This window comes from Vibrio sp. ArtGut-C1, from assembly GCF_002105475.1.
GTDB lineage: Bacteria > Pseudomonadota > Gammaproteobacteria > Enterobacterales > Vibrionaceae > Vibrio > Vibrio diabolicus.
Genome location: NZ_NCTH01000020.1, coordinates 1 through 16,338, shown reverse-complemented (window position 1 = coordinate 16,338; position 16,338 = coordinate 1). Strand labels below are relative to the sequence as shown.

Here is a 16,338-nt window from a genome sequence, read left to right as displayed (position 1 = left end):
ATCGCTGTACAGGATGACGAGATACAGAAATATGCCCACTCGCTGTTAAACGAGCGGCATTATCCGTACTGGAGGCGTTTTTGCTTGTTTTCGTTAGCAGGATTCATAGACCGTTGCCATTTGACGAAACCTACGATTGCAGCGCTGGCAAAATCTTTGAGAGCTTATCCAACGTTTCTTGATATTCAGAAGCGCAATCGCTATCTGCAACGACGCCGCCGCCAGCCCAAGCGTACAGTTTGTGATTCTCCGCTACGAGAGTGCGGATGGTGATGCTGGTATCCATACGACCATGGCGAGAAATGTAGCCAATACTGCCGCAATACGCGCTGCGTCGATGTGGCTCTAATTCTTCAATGATCTGCATTGCGCGAACTTTAGGTGCACCCGTAATTGAACCGCCTGGAAAACACGCTCGCAGCAAATCTGCAGGAGAGTATTGCTCATCCAAATTCGCACGAATGGTGCTCACCAAATGATGCACTGCGGGGAAGCTTTCAATCTCAAACAGCTTTGGCACGTGAACGCTACCCGGTGACGCAACTCGACCAATGTCATTACGCAGCAAATCGACAATCATTAGGTTTTCTGCCTGATCTTTTTCCGCTGTCTGCAAGTCATGGGCATTAGCGTTATCTTGCCTTGGATCTTCGCTGCGTGGTCGAGTACCTTTGATTGGTTTCGTTTCAATGACGCGATCTTTGAGTTCTAAAAAGCGCTCTGGAGAGATACTCAAAATCGAAGACTCTGGCATACGGATAAAAGCGGAAAATGGCGCTTGGTTGGCGGACTCCAATTTCAGATACGCTTGCCACTCACAGCCTTGATACGGTGCGTTAAAGCGTTGCGCCAAATTGATCTGATAGCAGTCACCGCTCAACAAGTATTCTTGCACCTTGTCAAAGCGAGTAGCGTAGCTCTCTTTCGTCATGTTTGACTGCCAATCACCAGACAGAGCGAAGTCTACGCTTTGCTCTGCTTCTTGCTCGTCTAACCATTGCCAAGCTTGCTCGATATTCTGACCGACTAGGCAGGCTTTTTTAAGCTTGTGATCAACAACGACGGCCCATTCATACAGACCTACCGCCATATCGGGCGTGTTGAGATCCTTTTCGGCCAGTTCTGGCATCGTTTCTACGCGGCGACCTAAATCGTAACTGAAGTAACCGAGCGCACCGCCGACAAAAGGCAAATCCAATTCTTTATTTAACTCAACGTGAGGAAGCCACTGTTCTTGCAACTGATGAAGCAGCGCGAATGGGTCATCTTGAGTTGAATAGGCATTCGATGGCGTTTCAACTTGTGTGCTTTCGGCAGTGGTTTCTAACGTTGCAATTGGGTTGGCAACCAACACATCGAAGCGACTATCGATATGCGTTTCTGATGCAGAACGCAGCAACATCGCCCAAGGCTGGTGTTGAATGCGAGAAAAGAGGTGAAGAGCAAACTCTGGTGCGTATTCCAGCGCTTTAAAATCAATGAATTGATTGTCCATGTTGTTCATTTGTGTAATTTGTGACAAAGAGATCGTTCACTGCATGGCATGTCATGGGCAGCAAGAGTATCATATTCCTCTGTATAGCCAAACTCCCTCTATTCATAGGGTTTTGAGATGGTTTACAAGTAGGCGACTTCAGCGTTTCGTGTGTCGATATCAGCCGTTCGACAATTGTTTATAAAAAACGAAGCTCAAAAGAGCAATAAGCTCAACAAACACGATTGAAGCCAAGCCAATAATGGAAGCATAACTATAACGAGGCATGTAATGACGGTAATACGCAAGCAGGATGTGATCAGCAGTGTCGCTGATGCGCTACAGTATATTTCTTACTACCACCCGCTAGACTTTGTTCAAGCTCTTGAAAAAGCCTATCACCGCGAAGAGAGCCAAGCCGCTAAAGACGCGATTGCTCAAATCCTAATTAACTCCCGAATGTCCGCAGAAGGTCACCGACCAATTTGTCAGGATACTGGTATCGTGACGTGTTTCGTCAACATCGGTATGGGCGTGCAATGGGACTCAACCGACATGACGGTTCAGCAGATGGTAGATGAAGGTGTTCGACAAGCGTATACGAACCCAGACAACCCGTTGCGTGCGTCAGTACTTATGGATCCTGCCGGTAAACGTATTAATACCAAAGACAACACGCCTGCTGTCGTACACATCAACATGGTTCCGGGCGATAAAGTTGAAATTCAGATCGCAGCGAAGGGCGGCGGTAGTGAAAACAAGACTAAGATGGTGATGCTAAACCCATCTGACGATATTGCTGAGTGGGTAGAGAAAACGCTACCAACAATGGGCGCGGGCTGGTGTCCTCCTGGCATGCTTGGCATTGGTATTGGCGGTACGGCTGAAAAAGCAGCGGTATTGGCAAAAGAATCTCTAATGGAACACATCGATATTCAAGAGCTTATTGACCGTGGCCCACAAAACGCAGAAGAAGAGCTTCGTCTTGATATCTTCAATCGCGTGAACAAACTTGGTATCGGCGCGCAAGGCCTTGGTGGTTTGACAACTGTTGTCGACGTTAAGATCAAAACGGCGCCAACGCACGCGGCTTCTAAGCCTGTTTGTTTGATCCCGAACTGTGCGGCGACTCGTCACGTACACTTCACGCTTGATGGCAGCGGCCCAGCAGAGCTCACGCCACCTAAACTAGAAGATTGGCCAGACATTACTTGGGAAGCGGGAGAAAACACGCGTCGCGTAAACTTAGACACGATTACTAAAGAAGAAGTACAAGAGTGGAAGACAGGCGAAACCGTTCTTCTATCAGGTAAAATTCTGACTGGCCGTGATGCTGCGCATAAACGTATTCAAGGCATGCTAGATAATGGCGAAGGTCTACCAGAAGGCGTAGATCTAAACGGTAAGTTCATTTACTACGTAGGCCCTGTCGATGCAGTTGGTGATGAAGTCGTTGGTCCTGCTGGCCCAACAACATCAACGCGTATGGATAAATTCACCGATATGATGCTAGAAAAAACAGGCATCATGGGCATGATCGGTAAAGCTGAGCGTGGCCCTGCAACGGTTGAATCTATCAAGAATCACAAAGCGGTTTACCTAATGGCTGTCGGCGGTGCTGCGTACTTGGTTGCGAAAGCGATCAAGAAAGCTCGCGTTGTCGCATTTGAAGATTTAGGTATGGAAGCGATTTACGAATTTGAAGTTGAAGATATGCCAGTAACAGTGGCTGTAGACTCAAATGGTGTTAACGCGCACCAAATCGGTCCAGACACTTGGAAAGTGAAAATTCAAGAGATGGAAGCATAAGGCAAAAGGCAATCTTACATTGTCTCAGTAGAGAGAATGTGACAAGGTGCTGATTTACCTAGCAAACATTTGACAAAAGTGCAGCGAAAACTGCACTTTTTGTCTATATAATGTAGATATAAACCTTAGGGCATAGCAATCAAACGTTATGCGAACAATAATTAGGAGACGGCATGCCTCGTTTTATTCAGATTCTACAAATTATTCTTGCTGTAGTGGTAGGTGGCTTTGTTGGCTACGACTTGATCCTTCACGGCATCAGCATCTTTGATGAGAAGTACGTGACCATCACGTGTGTATTATGGCTGATTTTAGAAATCGCTCTATTTGTTATCTATAAATTAATCGAAGACGACTAGACTCAAAGAAAGCAGGTTTCTGTTCAACACAGTAATCAGCATAAATAGGGTCACTAATGCTTTAGTGTTGATTAAGTAAGCCTCTGAACCACTCAGGGGCTTTTCTTTTTTCATCCTGCTTTAAGCGAATGTTTTGTTCATCTTTTATTAAGGTATATAAAGTTAGACTCATAGAGTTCAGTATGGAAAGGTAAGTATTCATAGATTAATACCCGAAGTTGCTGATAACGTTGTTTTAGAGCGGAGCAAGATAAAGAAGCGCAATGAAAAGAATAAAGAAAGAAGTCAATGACTTTATCAACAGAGGTATGGATTCCAATGTTCGAATTGCCGTCACCGGACTTTCTCGTGCAGGTAAGACGGCATTCATCACGTCATTAGTGAATCAGCTCCTCCATACCGCTACCCATGATAATTTGCCTCTTTTGACTGCAGCCAGAGATAAGCGTCTTATTGGAGCGAAGCGTGAACCTCAAGCGAATATGATGGTGCCACGTTTTGCTTACGACGAAGCGATGAGCCAGATCCATGCGACCCCACCTCAATGGCCAGTACCAACACGGGATGTGAGTGAGATTCGCTTAGCGCTTAAGTACAAACCAAATAAAACCACGAAAAAGCTGTTGAGTAAAACCGCAATTTTAAATGTTGATATTATCGACTATCCAGGAGAGTGGTTGCTCGACCTGCCGTTATTGGACATGGACTTTGCGACGTGGTCGCAAACTCAGTTTGATGCACTTAAAGGCCAGCGTGGCGATCTAGCCAAAGCTTGGCTGTCTGAATTAGAAAAGGTGGATCTTTCTGCTGAAGTGAACGAGAAACTACTCGAGAAAGTTGCGCATACATACACCGAGTACCTTCATACCTGTAAAGACGCAGGTCTTCATTGGGTACAGCCTGGCCGCTTCGTATTACCTGGTGAGCTCGGAGGCGCGCCAGTGCTACAGTTTTTCCCGTGTCGTGCTGATCCGGAAAGCAAGGCGCTTAAGGGCAGCAACTTGGCGATGCTCGAAGCGCGTTTTCAGGAATACCAACAGAAAGTAGTGAAAGCGTTTTATAAGCATCACTTTGCGACCTTCGATCGCCAGATTGTACTTGTGGATTGCTTGCAGCCTCTCAATGCCGGCGATGAAGCGTTTTACGACATGCGCCAAGCGCTAGAGCAGATCATGCATAGCTTCCGTTATGGTCGTAGTAGCTTTTTGCGCCGTTTATTCTCACCAAAAATCGACAAAGTGCTGTTTGCTGCCACAAAAGCGGATCATATCACGCCCGATCAGCACCCAAATTTGGTGTCTTTGCTACAACAAATGGTGCATCCAGCGTGGCAAACCGCAGCCTACGAGAATATCGAGATGAGTTGCATGAGTATCGCTTCTATCCAATCAACCACGACGGGATTTATTTCTTCTGGAGATAAGACGATTCCGGCGTTACAGGGTACGACGTTGGATGGTGAGCCGATGACGATGTTTCCGGGAGAAGTGCCGAAAAAGCTACCAAATGCGGCTTATTGGCAAAACAACGGGTTTGATTTTACGTCATTCCGTCCAATGCCCTCACCGAATGATGAGCCAGTGAAGCATATACGCTTAGACAAAGCACTGGATTACCTGATTGGAGATAAATTGAAATGAGTGAGTTGAAGCAAAAACAAGTTTTCTCTGAAAAGGCAATGGAAAAAGAGCAGCAATCGAATCAACCGGAGTTGACGGCGCAGCAAACATTCGGCGAAAAAGAAACATTCGTACCTGTTGAAGTTAAAGAAGAGCGCCAGGAGACCGAACAGGAATTGCAACTCGAGCATGTCATTCGTCCAAAACCGGGCAGAAAAGGGCTTGCGACTGGCGCATTTGCCACCTTTGCTGGTTTGGTTGGCTGGCAAGCGGTGGACTCGGTTATAACCGCAATTCAAACTTCTGATTGGCTGGCTTTAAGCTGGACGGGGTTTATTGCTGCGATCGCTTCGCTTGGTTTAGGGGCGATGGGTAAAGAGCTTTGGAAACTGCGCAAACTACGAAATCATTTTAGTGTTCAAGAAGAAGCCGAAGCACTTGTTAATAGTGAGAGTGTGGGGAAAGGGAAAGCCTTTTGCGAAACAGTGGCAGAACAAAGTGGTGTGATGGCTGAGAACCCGGGCTTTGATCGTTGGCAGAACAGCATTAACCCTGCTCATAGTGATGCTGAAATCCTTGATATGTATGACTCGATGGTCGTGAGCCAACAAGACAAATTGGCAACGAAAATCGTATCGCAGCACGCAACCGAGTGTGCGGCCCTAGTAGCGGTGAGCCCTCTGGCTGCCGCTGATATGTTGCTGGTGGCGTGGCGAAATTTCAAAATGATCGACAACCTCTCCAAGGTATATGGGGTAGAGCTAGGTTACGCCTCTCGCATCAAGCTACTAAAAGCGGTATTTGTCAATATGGCGGCGGCTGGTGCCAGTGAGCTAGCTATTGATGCCAGTATGGACTTGATGTCGATGGACCTTGCGGGCAAAGTCTCCGCTCGTGCGGGGCAGGGGCTAGGTGTTGGTATTCTAACGGCACGTTTGGGCTTGAAAGCGATGACCTTATTGCGTCCACTACCATGGTATCCTGACCGTCAGGTTAAATTGGGCACCATACGCAAGGCTGTGGCGGCGAAAGTTGCATCAATTACGATGAAACCGTAACGAATATCAACTTTGATAGATAGGATTGCTTGACGCCATTCCAAGCATGATAGAAACTACTGTCAACTTTTCCTGACAGTCGTGAATTGGGATATTTTCAGTGCGTCTTGAAGTCTTATGTGAAGATCGACTCGGCTTGACCCGAGAACTGCTCGATATTTTAGCGTCTAAAAGTATCGACTTGCGTGGTATCGAAATCGATATTAGCGGTATTATCTATTTGAATTGCCCAGATATTGATTTTGATACGTTTAGTGAGCTGATGGCTGAAATCCGCCGTATTCCGGGGGTGAAAGACGTACGTAAAATCCAGTTTATGCCGATGGAGCGCCACAATACGGAGTTGCTCTCGCTAGTTGATAACTTGCCCGATCCGGTTTTTGCCATCGACCTTAAAGGTGCCGTAGACATGGCAAACATGTCTGCACTTTCACTGCTTGGTCTTCACAAGCAAGAAGTAATTGGTACGCAGATCGGAGCTTTGCTGCCAAGTGTTCGTTTTTCTCGCTGGTCTGAAGGTGTGAATGGCAGAACGCGGGAAAACCTTGTGATTGATGGCTTGGACTATGTTCTTGAGTTGATGCCAGTTTATATCCGAGACGAAGCGCAAAACTCGACCTTAGCTAGTACACTGATGACGATTCGCTCTAGTCAGCAAGTCGCAAGAATAGAAGAAGCGCTACCACTGCATAATCCTCTGGGTTTTGAGCACTTTGTTGGTATATCGAACCGTCATAAAGCGCTAATGAACCAAGCTAAGAAGCTGTCTGTGCTTGACCAGCCACTGTTAATTGAGGGCGAAACAGGGACCGGTAAAGAAATGCTTGCTAAAGCTTGCCACAGCCGTTCTAGCCGTGCGAGCAAGCCATTCTTAGTTTTGAGTTGTGCTTCGATGCCTGACGATGTAGCAGAAACCGAACTTTTTGGTCATGCGCCGGGTTCATTTAATCATGAACAAGGTCACAAAGGCATCTTTGAGCAAGCAAATGGCGGGACAGTATTTCTTGATGAAATCGGTGAAATGAGTTCGCATCTTCAAATCAAGCTGTTACGTTTTCTACAAGATGGTAATTTCCGTCGTGTCGGTGCAGAAGATGAGATGCATGTCGATGTTCGTATCATCGCTTCAACAAAACATAACCTTGCCGAACTTTCTGAGGCAGGAATGTTCCGTGAAGATTTGTATTATCGTCTCAACGTACTTACGCTCAGCATTCCTCCGTTACGTAAGCGCTCAAATGACGTTGCGCCATTGCTTGAGTTATTTGTGGCGAAACATGCTCAACAGCTTGGGATTGATAAGCCAGAGTTTGATGATGGTCTAGTTGATGCCCTTGCAAATTATCAGTGGCCAGGAAACATGCGCCAACTCGATAACATGGTTCTTCGAGCGCTCACAGAAATGGATGGTGGTATACTAAACGCGGAACACTTCAATTTACCTCAGCCTCAATCAGTCGGCGCTGGTAGTGCAACGCTTAACATCGACGGTTCATTGGATGAGATCATGCGTGACTATGAATCTCAGGTTCTGGAGCGTTTGTATCAGTCATTCCCATCAAGCCGCAAGCTTGCTAAGCGCTTAAATGTATCGCATACCTCAATCGCTAATAAACTGCGTGATTACGGTATCCGCAAGAATTAATCGAATTGAACGAAAAGACGGAATTAATCATTTGTAATGGAAGATAACAGCTCATCTATCGCCGTTCATAAGTTGGACGGTGACTTGCTTCTGCGTACCGCTGAAATCGGTGACGCAGATATGATTGCCGAGTATTTTCAAGCGAACCGAGAATACCTGAAACCGTTTGAGCCGAAACGTGAAGAGGCTTTTTTCTCAGTGAACGGTTGGTTGCAAAAGCTTATCAAGCTCAATGAGCTGCATCGAATGGGGTTGGGGTATTATTGCCTCTTGGTCAGAGCCTCTTCGGGTGAAATGCTAGGTACGATATCCTTTAGTAATTTGAGTCGTTTCCCTTTTTATTCTTGTAACGTCGGATACTCTCTCGCTGAAAAAGCACAAGGGCATGGTTATATGCGTCGTGGATTAACTATGGCTTGCGACTACATGTTTAACGTTCAGAAACTGCATCGTATTCAAGCCGGGTACATGCCTCACAACAAACGTAGTGAATCTGTGCTAGAGCATGTAGGGTTCAATCGAGAAGGGTATGCAAAAGATTACCTTTTGATTAATGGTGAATGGCAAGACCACGTTCTAACGTCACTTATTAATCCGAATTGGCAACCAGAAGGGCGATAGTATGGAGCGATTGGAAAAGCAATTAGCACTTGTAATCGAGCTCGATAAACTCAAAAGTATTTTGCGCCGAACTCGAGTTAAAAGTGCTGAAGGGCGTCTCGAAAATAGTGGTGAGCATAGTTGGCATGTCGCACTGATGGCAATATTGATGGAAGAGCATGCAAATGCACCTGTTGATATTTGCCGAGTGATGAAAATGTTATTGATACATGACGTAGTAGAGATCGACGCGGGGGATACCTTTGTTTATGATACTGCCGCGTCTCAAGAGCAGGCAGAAAAAGAAATTAGAGCGGCAGAACGCTTGTTTGGTATGTTACCCAGCGATCAGGAGCAAGAATTATTGGCGCTTTGGCATGAATTTGAAGCCGCGCAGACCGATGATGCTAAGTATGCAAAAGCACTCGATCGGTTAATTCCAATGCTCTTGAACTACCATAATAATGGTCAGAGTTGGAAGGAGCATGGCGTCTCTCGTGAACAAGCACTTACCATTAATAAACGAATTGAATTTGGCTCTGTTACCTTATGGGACAAAGCGAAAGAGTTGATAGAAGAAGCCACAGAGAAAGGTTGGCTGAAATCGTAATAAAGGAGACTGAATGTCTTATTTGCCTTTGGATGAATACCAAAGAAAATGGATTTTTACGCATCAGTCGATGCCTGTGCCAAAAGAAGATTTGGCTTTTATTAAGCCGATGAGCCAAGCTCGTTCAGCACAATTTTGGAAAGAAAATATTAGTGCTCAAAGCCCTGATATGGATCGACTTAGCTCCCAAGATTGGCCAATGAATGAGGCGAACTGGTCTGAAGTCGTTGATTGGATGGCTGCGTGGGAGTTGGATGATCCGGACATGCCAGCGGAAGTAGAAGCACATATCGATTGGCAAGACGATGTGACTGTTTACTTTTGCTACGAGAAGTACAATGTCATCGAAACTAAGTGGTCGATTTTTAAAAAGCATTGGAAGAACTTTCTCTTTTATGATGATGGTCCAATATTGATTGGACGTCGCCGTTCACAAGCGCTTTGGTTTGATTCAAAAGGCAATGTGAAACTCGGTGTTCGTCAATAGCGAGTTATACAGCAAGCCACCTTTTCGAGGTGGCTTTGTTTTTCTAAAGGCTGGATAATGGACTCAACACGCCGCCAGCCCCGCGCTCGATAACGTGAGTATAAATCTGGGTGGTTTTTACATCGGTGTGACCAAGCTGCTCTTGTACTGTTCTAATGTCTGCACCAGACTCCAATAAATGCGTAGCAAAGCTGTGCCTGAGTGTATGGCATGTTACTGTTTTCTCGATACACGCATCCGTTGCAGCGCGCTTTACCGCTCTTTGTATTGCACTTTCATTGATATGATGCCTTCTGAGCTCTCCGGTGTCCCGATCTGTACTTAACTTTGTTGATGGAAACAAAAAATGCCAGTTAAAATCTAGCTCCGCTTTTGGGTACTTACGTCGTAAGCCTTCTGAGATGTATACACCCGCATAACCAGGCATGTGCCTATCTTTAAAATAGTAATCTCTTGCTAAATTAATCTGAGCTTTAAGCGGCTCATGTAACTCTTTTGCTAACGTTACGGTACGATTTTTACCTCCTTTTCCTTGCCAAACACGAACTGCGCCATAATCATAATCGATGTCCTGAACTCTTAAGCGCAAACACTCCATGACTCGAAGCCCTGAGCCATAAAGCAACTGAATATGGAGTTTATACCTCGGGTCGATATGTTGAACGAATCGTCGGATCTCCTCCCTAGTTAACACAACGGGAAGTTTCTTTTCGGTCAGAGATTTCTGAAATCTCATATCAAGTGATAGTGGAGTTTTGAAATAATCACGATATAAAAATGATATTGAGTTCAGTGCCAAAGCTTGCGTTTTTACCGCAACTTTTTCTTTTACCGCTAAGTAACTCAGGAACTGAACGACATCATCTTCTGCTAGTGTTGAAGGGTGGGCAAGCTGGTGGAAAGTGATAAAGCGTTTTATCCAAAATAGATAACTTTCGATGGTTTTATTCGCATAATGACGAGTAAGCATGTGCTCTTTTACACTAAGTAAAAACTGACTTTTCATGATAAAATTTACCTGTTTATTTATACAGCCCCTTCAATCTATCAGCTCTTTTGTAATTAGCGTGCATTGCGCCGTCTAATTGCGCGCGCGACCACACATATTCATACTGTTTTTCTATTTGTTTCATGTATATAGGTGCTACGATTCATAGCGCTTTTGATCAGAAAGAGGGCGGTAGCTTGCCAGAAAGGAGGCAAATTGCCGTATAGAAAGCGTTATATGCAAGTCAGTAGGTAGGTTTATGTCAAATAAGAAATGGTTACAAGTCGATAAGGCATACACATTTTTCCTTGAAAGTTTCAAAGCTGGAAATGAATTCTCGTTAGAAGAACTAGCTGAGGCTACAGGTTGGAGTGTATCCACAGTCAGAACGTATTTAAGAAAAAAGTGGGCAACACTTTTAGAAAGTAGTGGCTCTGGTTTTAAGGTTACTGAAATCATAACCACTTTCAATTCTACGACTTTCCGGCAGCATCAGAGTCAAAAAGATGAAGTAGATAAGCTTTTGCATCAAATTATGCTCGAAAAGTCTATTTCAGCTTGTATTTCCGCAATTGAAATATACAACAAGCCAAACTTCCAGCACCGTGAAGAGGCTTTCTCGATTCTAATGACCAATGCGTGGGAATTACTTCTCAAGTCTAAACTAGTGAAGGATGGTGGTGATCTACCACAAGCAATCCACATTATGAAAAAAGGTGAAGTGGTCATATCTCCTAGCGGAAACCCCAAAACAATTTCATTAGGTGCGGCTCTTAATCGTTTGCTAAGTAACGGCTCTATTCCCTCAGTAGTTGGTGACAATATTCGCTTGTTAATGAACATTCGCGATGACTCAGTTCATTTCGTGTGTGGGGATTTAGAATTAAGCACTAGTATTCAAGAAATAGGCACAGCATCTTTAAAGAACTTCATGACTCTCGCCATGAATTGGTTCAATCACGACTTCAGTCGATATAATTTTTACTTAATGCCAGTGTCTTTTTTCCATCTATCTGATGTAACGAGTTTTAGCGTAGACAGTGAAGTTAAGTCAAACTTACTAAAATACCTCAAAGGTGTAGAGAAAGAACATGAACACGACAAAGATGCTAACTACGCAATTTCTCTGAAATTGCATACTAAGTTGGTTAAGACCACTAATGAAGAAGCTTTACAAGTCCGTGTTACAAACGACCCTGATGCGCCAGAAATAGTGCTCTCAGAAGAAGATGCCTTGAAAAACTACCCTCATGACTATCATGAATTGTTAGAGATACTGAAAGCTCGTTATACTAATTTTAAACAAAATAAAGTGTTTCACGACCAAATGAGGACTTTGAAAGCTGAAGGCGAACGATACTGTAAACTTCGTCGACTAGACCCTGATAATCCCAAAAGTATTAGTAAGACCTTCTACCATAATCGAGTCATCGATCAATTCGATCAATGGTATGAAAGAGTCCGAGTAAAATAAGCATATAACAAACAATTTAAGAGTGATTCACCACGCTTGGCATTTTTGGTTTGGGTTAAGTTCAGTGTTTACGGCATCCAATTTGAGTGTCATGGTAGCGTGGTTCACACCTTAATTGGGCGTTAGGGCGCAAGGAGTAAAATGATGATTCATCACATAGATCATATTATTCTCACAGTCTCCGACATAGAAAAATCAGTGGATTTTTATAAACGGGTTTTGTGCATGGAAGAGGTGACTTTTGCCAATGGCCGTAAGGCTGTAACGTTCGGAAATCAAAAGATTAACTTCCAGCTTCTGGCCAAGAACCGCGAAATGTAGCTAATGTTGGTTCAGGTGATGTTTGCTTAATTTCAGATTGGCCGTTGACATCAGTGGTAAACCATTTAGTCAAAGAAAATGTCAAAATCATAGAGGGTCCAGTCGAAAAATCAGGAGCTGTTGGTGCAATCCAATCGGTCTATTTTTTGGATCTTGATAAAAACTTAATAGAAGTCAGCGTGTATCAATAGGCTCTGCGCCCTAACAAACTGTTCAAGAGGTATTCGCAACGCGTGGCATTTTTACTATGCGTTGGTTTTAGTGATTAAGGTGGTATGCGGCGGCTTCGGTATTGCGTTGCTCACCCCTTAACAGGGCGTTAGGGCAATGAAGCTAACAAAGCAAAAGGTATCGCTATGTATGGGGCGCGATACCTGTTATATGAATAGTATTAGCCAATATTTAACTTAACTAAATCAACTGCGATTTTGAGTAGTTTCGCAGAAAATATCGTAGCTACGATTGACTTAGAATGTTCGATAAATAATAGGTATAAGCAAAAGAACACTGTTAGTGTTGCGATAGCTACAAATAGGCATGTCGTTAGGTTTAAAATCGTCATTATTGGATTCCTGATACAACATTGATTAACTATCAATCGCACGAGACAATTTACCTTTGTCATAGGGTGTTATGCTCGTCAGATTGTTCAATGTTTCATTCAGGTTTTCTATTTCAAAACGATTCCGAAACGTGGATAGTAAGTTAATTAGATCAACTGCTTGTGTCAAGTATTGCCCTAACAAACAATTTAAGAGTGATTCGGCACGCGTGGCATTTTTACTATGCGTCGGTTTTAGTGATTAAGGTGGTATGCGGCAGCATCGGTATTACGTGCCTCACACCTTAATTGGGCGTTAGCCGCCTTTGCCCATTGAATGTACTCAGTCTGAGGTTTGGACAGCCAAATCTGCTTTTCATAGCCGGTGGTTATTATCGGGTTTGGTCATCAAACAGGTTTTGTGAATCCGATGGTTTTTCAGGTAACGCACACTGCGGCATTGGCGGTTTGTGTCCAGTGTTTAAACCTTCAATGCAGCAATTGAATTCATCGCCAGGTTGCTGTTTCTTGGTTGTTTAATCAAGCAGACGTTTCGAAATCTGGTGCGGTGGCTTGGTTCTAGAGCGGGGTGGCGGCAAGCCGCGAGAGGCCGGAGCAAACGGCTAACAAACGCTTTAAGACGGATTCGCAACGCGTGGCATTTGTGGTTTGCGGTAAATTTAGTGATTTAGGTGGTATGCGGAAACATCGCATTGCGTTGCTCACCACTTAAGCGGGCGTTAGGCATCAAGGAGAAATGTATGGAGTATATTCCAGCGATCTTTGTAGCAGTATTTATCTTGGTGATTTTTCTAGCTATATGGCTGAAAATTAATTCAAGTGAGCTACATAAACTAAAAGGTTCATCGGTTTTACTGGCTACGGGGGCAGGGCTTTTTTGTATTATATTAATAGTCCACCTTTTTAAAGAGCAAGCGTGGACAGCCGATATTTTAAAGTTGTTAATCGGAGTGTTGACGGGGGCAGCAGCATCATCAGTAGCTAATAAATATCATGAAGATAACTCTCAAAGAAGCATGCAAACTGCGATAGGAAACGAAATTAATCAAGCGGGACGGGATATAATTGGTGAAGTGAAAGGTGATATACAGGATTTAAAAGATTCTGTTGTAAATCAGTATCAGTCGATAAAAAGTTCAATCGAAACATCAGATAATCCAATAGTCACTAAATCATTTGATTTCAGATTTACGGCAAATCCTATACTGTTAAAAGAGCTGGAATTGCTAGCTTTGGATCGAGACTCCTATTCAAGCAATTGGATTGAAGCGTGCTTAAATGATGACGAAATAAGTTCTTCCATTCGTAAAGAAGCAAGAGAGGTTCGGGCTTCTGGTTGGTCAATTAAGCGACTTGTTTTAGACAATTTACGAGAAGGTTTGTATGTTCGTTTTGAATGTGAGCGTATTTACGAGCTAGATGCCTAACAAAGCATTTAAGAGTGATTCCCAACGCTTGGCATTTTTTGTGTCATCGTTGGGTTCTGTGTTTAAGGTGGTATGGTTAAGTTTCGTGGTAGCGTTGCTCACACCTTAATGCGGCGTTATGTTTCACTTTGATTTATAAGAAATAATGGGTTTCTTGGCGCTTATTTCTTTGGTCTCTTTGGTAAGTAGTTCGAGTTGTTTCAGCAATTAAATATTGTCCGTCCAAATTCATGAATCCATCAAGCATAATCATGCTTCAAAGTTCGTGGGTTGCTTCAATTTGAAATTGCATTTGCGCGTTGATAATCGGTTTGGCTTAAAGTCTCTTTGGTTTTATTTTTCAATTAGCAAATCGGCAGCGGGGCTTTCGGCAATTTGGGTTTTGTTTTTCGTTGTTTTGAAAGGGATGCAATCACTCGCTAAAAGCCGTCAAAGTTGCCTCAATCAAATTCCTGAGAATTACATGCTTTGTGTTTATCGCTTTTGTCGGATTATTCCACAACGTCGTGTGACGCAAGTTAAACAATTCTTTATGCAATTTAGTTCTTTGCCATGTGAGCGAGTCAGTTGTGGTAAAACATAACAAAGTGTTTAAGAGGGATTCGTCAACGCGTGGCGCTTTCACTTCAAATCAGTTTAAGTGATTAAGGCGGTCATATTGGCTTCGGCGGTAGCGTTGTCTCACCCCTTAACACGGCGTTAGCTATTTCAATTAACATAGGAACGAGTTTTGAATTTTCAGGAAATTTATCAGGCAATTAAATCTCATTTAGTTGCATTTGTTACGTATTTGGTATTATTTTCGGCAGCAAGTCTTTTTATTTGGTCTGAGTACAAATCAATACAAACCGAAAAACAAGAAATATCTGCACGTCAGCTAGATTTAAAAAATGCTGAACTGAAATTTGAAAAGGAAAAATCTAAGTCTTTGTTAGATCTTAAAGACAAAGAAAATCAACTTCTCCATAAAGAAATTAGAATGGAGAACGCTAGAACAGATCTAGAAAATCAAATATCTCAGTTGAAAGCTTCTTTATCTGACGCAAGCAAAGGTAATCAAACAGAGTTGGTTTCTAAAGAAAAGAAGCTCGATGCACTTATAGAACAGTACCAGAAACAGCTAGCTCATGTGAAAGCCTTGGAGGAGCAATACTCATTTGAAATGAGAAAATCAGAAATTGAAGATAGAGTTTTTGCGTTAATGAGCGAGTTTTCTGACTTGGGTGTTGATATACAATCTCCAGATTGGTGTGATAATGAATATACACGTAGATATAACAAAGGAAAGGCAATTATTGACCAAATTTCAGTTTTGGTTAGAAGTTATAATCTTGGAGATAAGTATCGGACATTTATTTTGACCCATACAAGAGGAATTGTTTGGAGTAATGACGGAGTGTGTGAAAATAGCTAACAAAGCATTTAAGAGTGATTCGCAACGCTTGCCGTTTTCGCTTCGCTCAAAGTATAGGCAAGCGTTGCTCACACCTTAATGCGGCGTTAGGCGACATGAGACAAACGATAGACTAGTGGGTAGTATCTTGGCGTGAATCTAGCTTCAGTTAACAGAAAAGGAGTGGATTAATGAATGGTAAAGCATTTGATAATTGGCAAAAATCTCGAAAGAAAGGATGTTTAAATTGGCTTTTTAGAACCACTTTCGTCACAGCCATTTTGTACATGATTTTTAATGTTACTTTCCTTTACCCATCTTCTAATGCGGCAAGCATTACGATTTTCTTATCGGATAATGCTCTTAATTACTCAATTTACACGATCGGGATGTTTTTCACATTTTGGGCTATCTGGTTATACAACGAATCTTCGTATGAGAAAGAAGTTAAACGTAGAAATGTCGCCTAACAAACTGTTCAAGAGGGATTCGCAACGCGTGGCATTTTCACT

15 protein-coding genes are annotated in these 16,338 nt (G+C 43.3%); 13 read left to right on the top strand and 2 right to left on the bottom strand.

Annotation, left to right across the window (positions count from 1 at the left end):
* Positions 1 to 130 precede the first annotated feature (130 nt).
* Positions 131 to 1,495 (bottom strand): aminodeoxychorismate synthase component I, encoded by a 1,365-nt coding sequence (pabB, locus tag B7360_RS16295; RefSeq protein WP_085344004.1) that lies wholly within the window; start codon positions 1,493 to 1,495, stop codon positions 131 to 133.
* A gap of 270 nt (positions 1,496 to 1,765) precedes the next feature.
* On the opposite strand from pabB, the gene B7360_RS16290 reads away from it, so the two are divergent.
* The 8 genes from B7360_RS16290 (at position 1,766) to B7360_RS16255 (ending at position 9,661) form a co-directional block, all read left to right on the top strand.
* Positions 1,766 to 3,283, top strand: coding sequence for a fumarate hydratase (locus tag B7360_RS16290; protein WP_005376905.1), 1,518 nt, complete (start codon positions 1,766 to 1,768; stop codon positions 3,281 to 3,283).
* Positions 3,284 to 3,456: 173 nt separating this feature from the next.
* Positions 3,457 to 3,642 (top strand): hypothetical protein, encoded by a 186-nt coding sequence (locus B7360_RS16285; RefSeq protein WP_012841654.1) that lies wholly within the window; start codon positions 3,457 to 3,459, stop codon positions 3,640 to 3,642.
* Between the two features lie 263 nt (positions 3,643 to 3,905).
* Positions 3,906 to 5,282: a YcjX family protein gene (locus B7360_RS16280; protein ID WP_085344003.1), complete on the top strand. Its 1,377-nt coding sequence runs from the start codon at positions 3,906 to 3,908 to the stop codon at positions 5,280 to 5,282.
* A complete protein-coding gene (locus B7360_RS16275) occupies positions 5,279 to 6,319 on the top strand; it encodes a YcjF family protein (protein ID WP_085344002.1) in 1,041 nt (346 codons plus the stop codon). The genes B7360_RS16280 and B7360_RS16275 overlap by 4 nt, the downstream gene beginning before the upstream one ends.
* 100 nt (positions 6,320 to 6,419) lie before the next feature.
* Complete coding sequence (gene tyrR / locus B7360_RS16270) at positions 6,420 to 7,964, top strand: transcriptional regulator TyrR (RefSeq protein WP_005396927.1); 1,545 nt, start codon at positions 6,420 to 6,422, stop codon at positions 7,962 to 7,964.
* Positions 7,965 to 8,000: 36 nt separating this feature from the next.
* Entirely contained in the window at positions 8,001 to 8,585 is a 585-nt protein-coding gene (gene rimJ, locus B7360_RS16265) for a ribosomal protein S5-alanine N-acetyltransferase (protein ID WP_046876178.1), read from the top strand.
* Position 8,586: 1 nt separating this feature from the next.
* Positions 8,587 to 9,174, top strand: a complete 588-nt coding sequence (locus B7360_RS16260; RefSeq protein ID WP_005376917.1) for an HD domain-containing protein — start codon at positions 8,587 to 8,589, stop codon at positions 9,172 to 9,174.
* A 13-nt stretch (positions 9,175 to 9,187) separates the two neighbouring features.
* Entirely contained in the window at positions 9,188 to 9,661 is a 474-nt protein-coding gene (locus B7360_RS16255) for a DUF2947 domain-containing protein (RefSeq protein ID WP_046876177.1), read from the top strand.
* 43 nt (positions 9,662 to 9,704) lie between these two features.
* Here B7360_RS16255 and B7360_RS16250 read toward each other — a convergent pair whose 3' ends face one another.
* Positions 9,705 to 10,667: an integron integrase gene (locus tag B7360_RS16250; RefSeq protein WP_046876176.1), complete on the bottom strand. Its 963-nt coding sequence runs from the start codon at positions 10,665 to 10,667 to the stop codon at positions 9,705 to 9,707.
* A 241-nt stretch (positions 10,668 to 10,908) separates the two neighbouring features.
* Here B7360_RS16250 and B7360_RS16245 point away from each other — a divergent pair, with 241 nt between their 5' ends.
* From B7360_RS16245 to B7360_RS16210, 5 genes are all read left to right on the top strand, one after another.
* Positions 10,909 to 12,123 carry a DUF3644 domain-containing protein gene (locus B7360_RS16245; protein WP_085344001.1) on the top strand — a complete coding sequence of 405 codons (1,215 nt, stop codon included), beginning with the start codon at positions 10,909 to 10,911 and terminating at the stop codon, positions 12,121 to 12,123.
* A gap of 141 nt (positions 12,124 to 12,264) precedes the next feature.
* The gene (locus B7360_RS25385; RefSeq protein ID WP_371343689.1) at positions 12,265 to 12,444 is read left to right on the top strand and encodes a VOC family protein; all 180 of its coding nucleotides are present in this window, start codon (positions 12,265 to 12,267) and stop codon (positions 12,442 to 12,444) included.
* A gap of 1,302 nt (positions 12,445 to 13,746) precedes the next feature.
* A complete protein-coding gene (locus B7360_RS16220) occupies positions 13,747 to 14,433 on the top strand; it encodes a hypothetical protein (protein WP_085343998.1) in 687 nt (228 codons plus the stop codon).
* Between the two features lie 730 nt (positions 14,434 to 15,163).
* The gene (locus tag B7360_RS16215; RefSeq protein ID WP_085343997.1) at positions 15,164 to 15,847 is read left to right on the top strand and encodes a hypothetical protein; all 684 of its coding nucleotides are present in this window, start codon (positions 15,164 to 15,166) and stop codon (positions 15,845 to 15,847) included.
* A gap of 170 nt (positions 15,848 to 16,017) precedes the next feature.
* The gene (locus tag B7360_RS16210; protein WP_017633714.1) at positions 16,018 to 16,296 is read left to right on the top strand and encodes a hypothetical protein; all 279 of its coding nucleotides are present in this window, start codon (positions 16,018 to 16,020) and stop codon (positions 16,294 to 16,296) included.
* Positions 16,297 to 16,338: the final 42 nt, after the last annotated feature.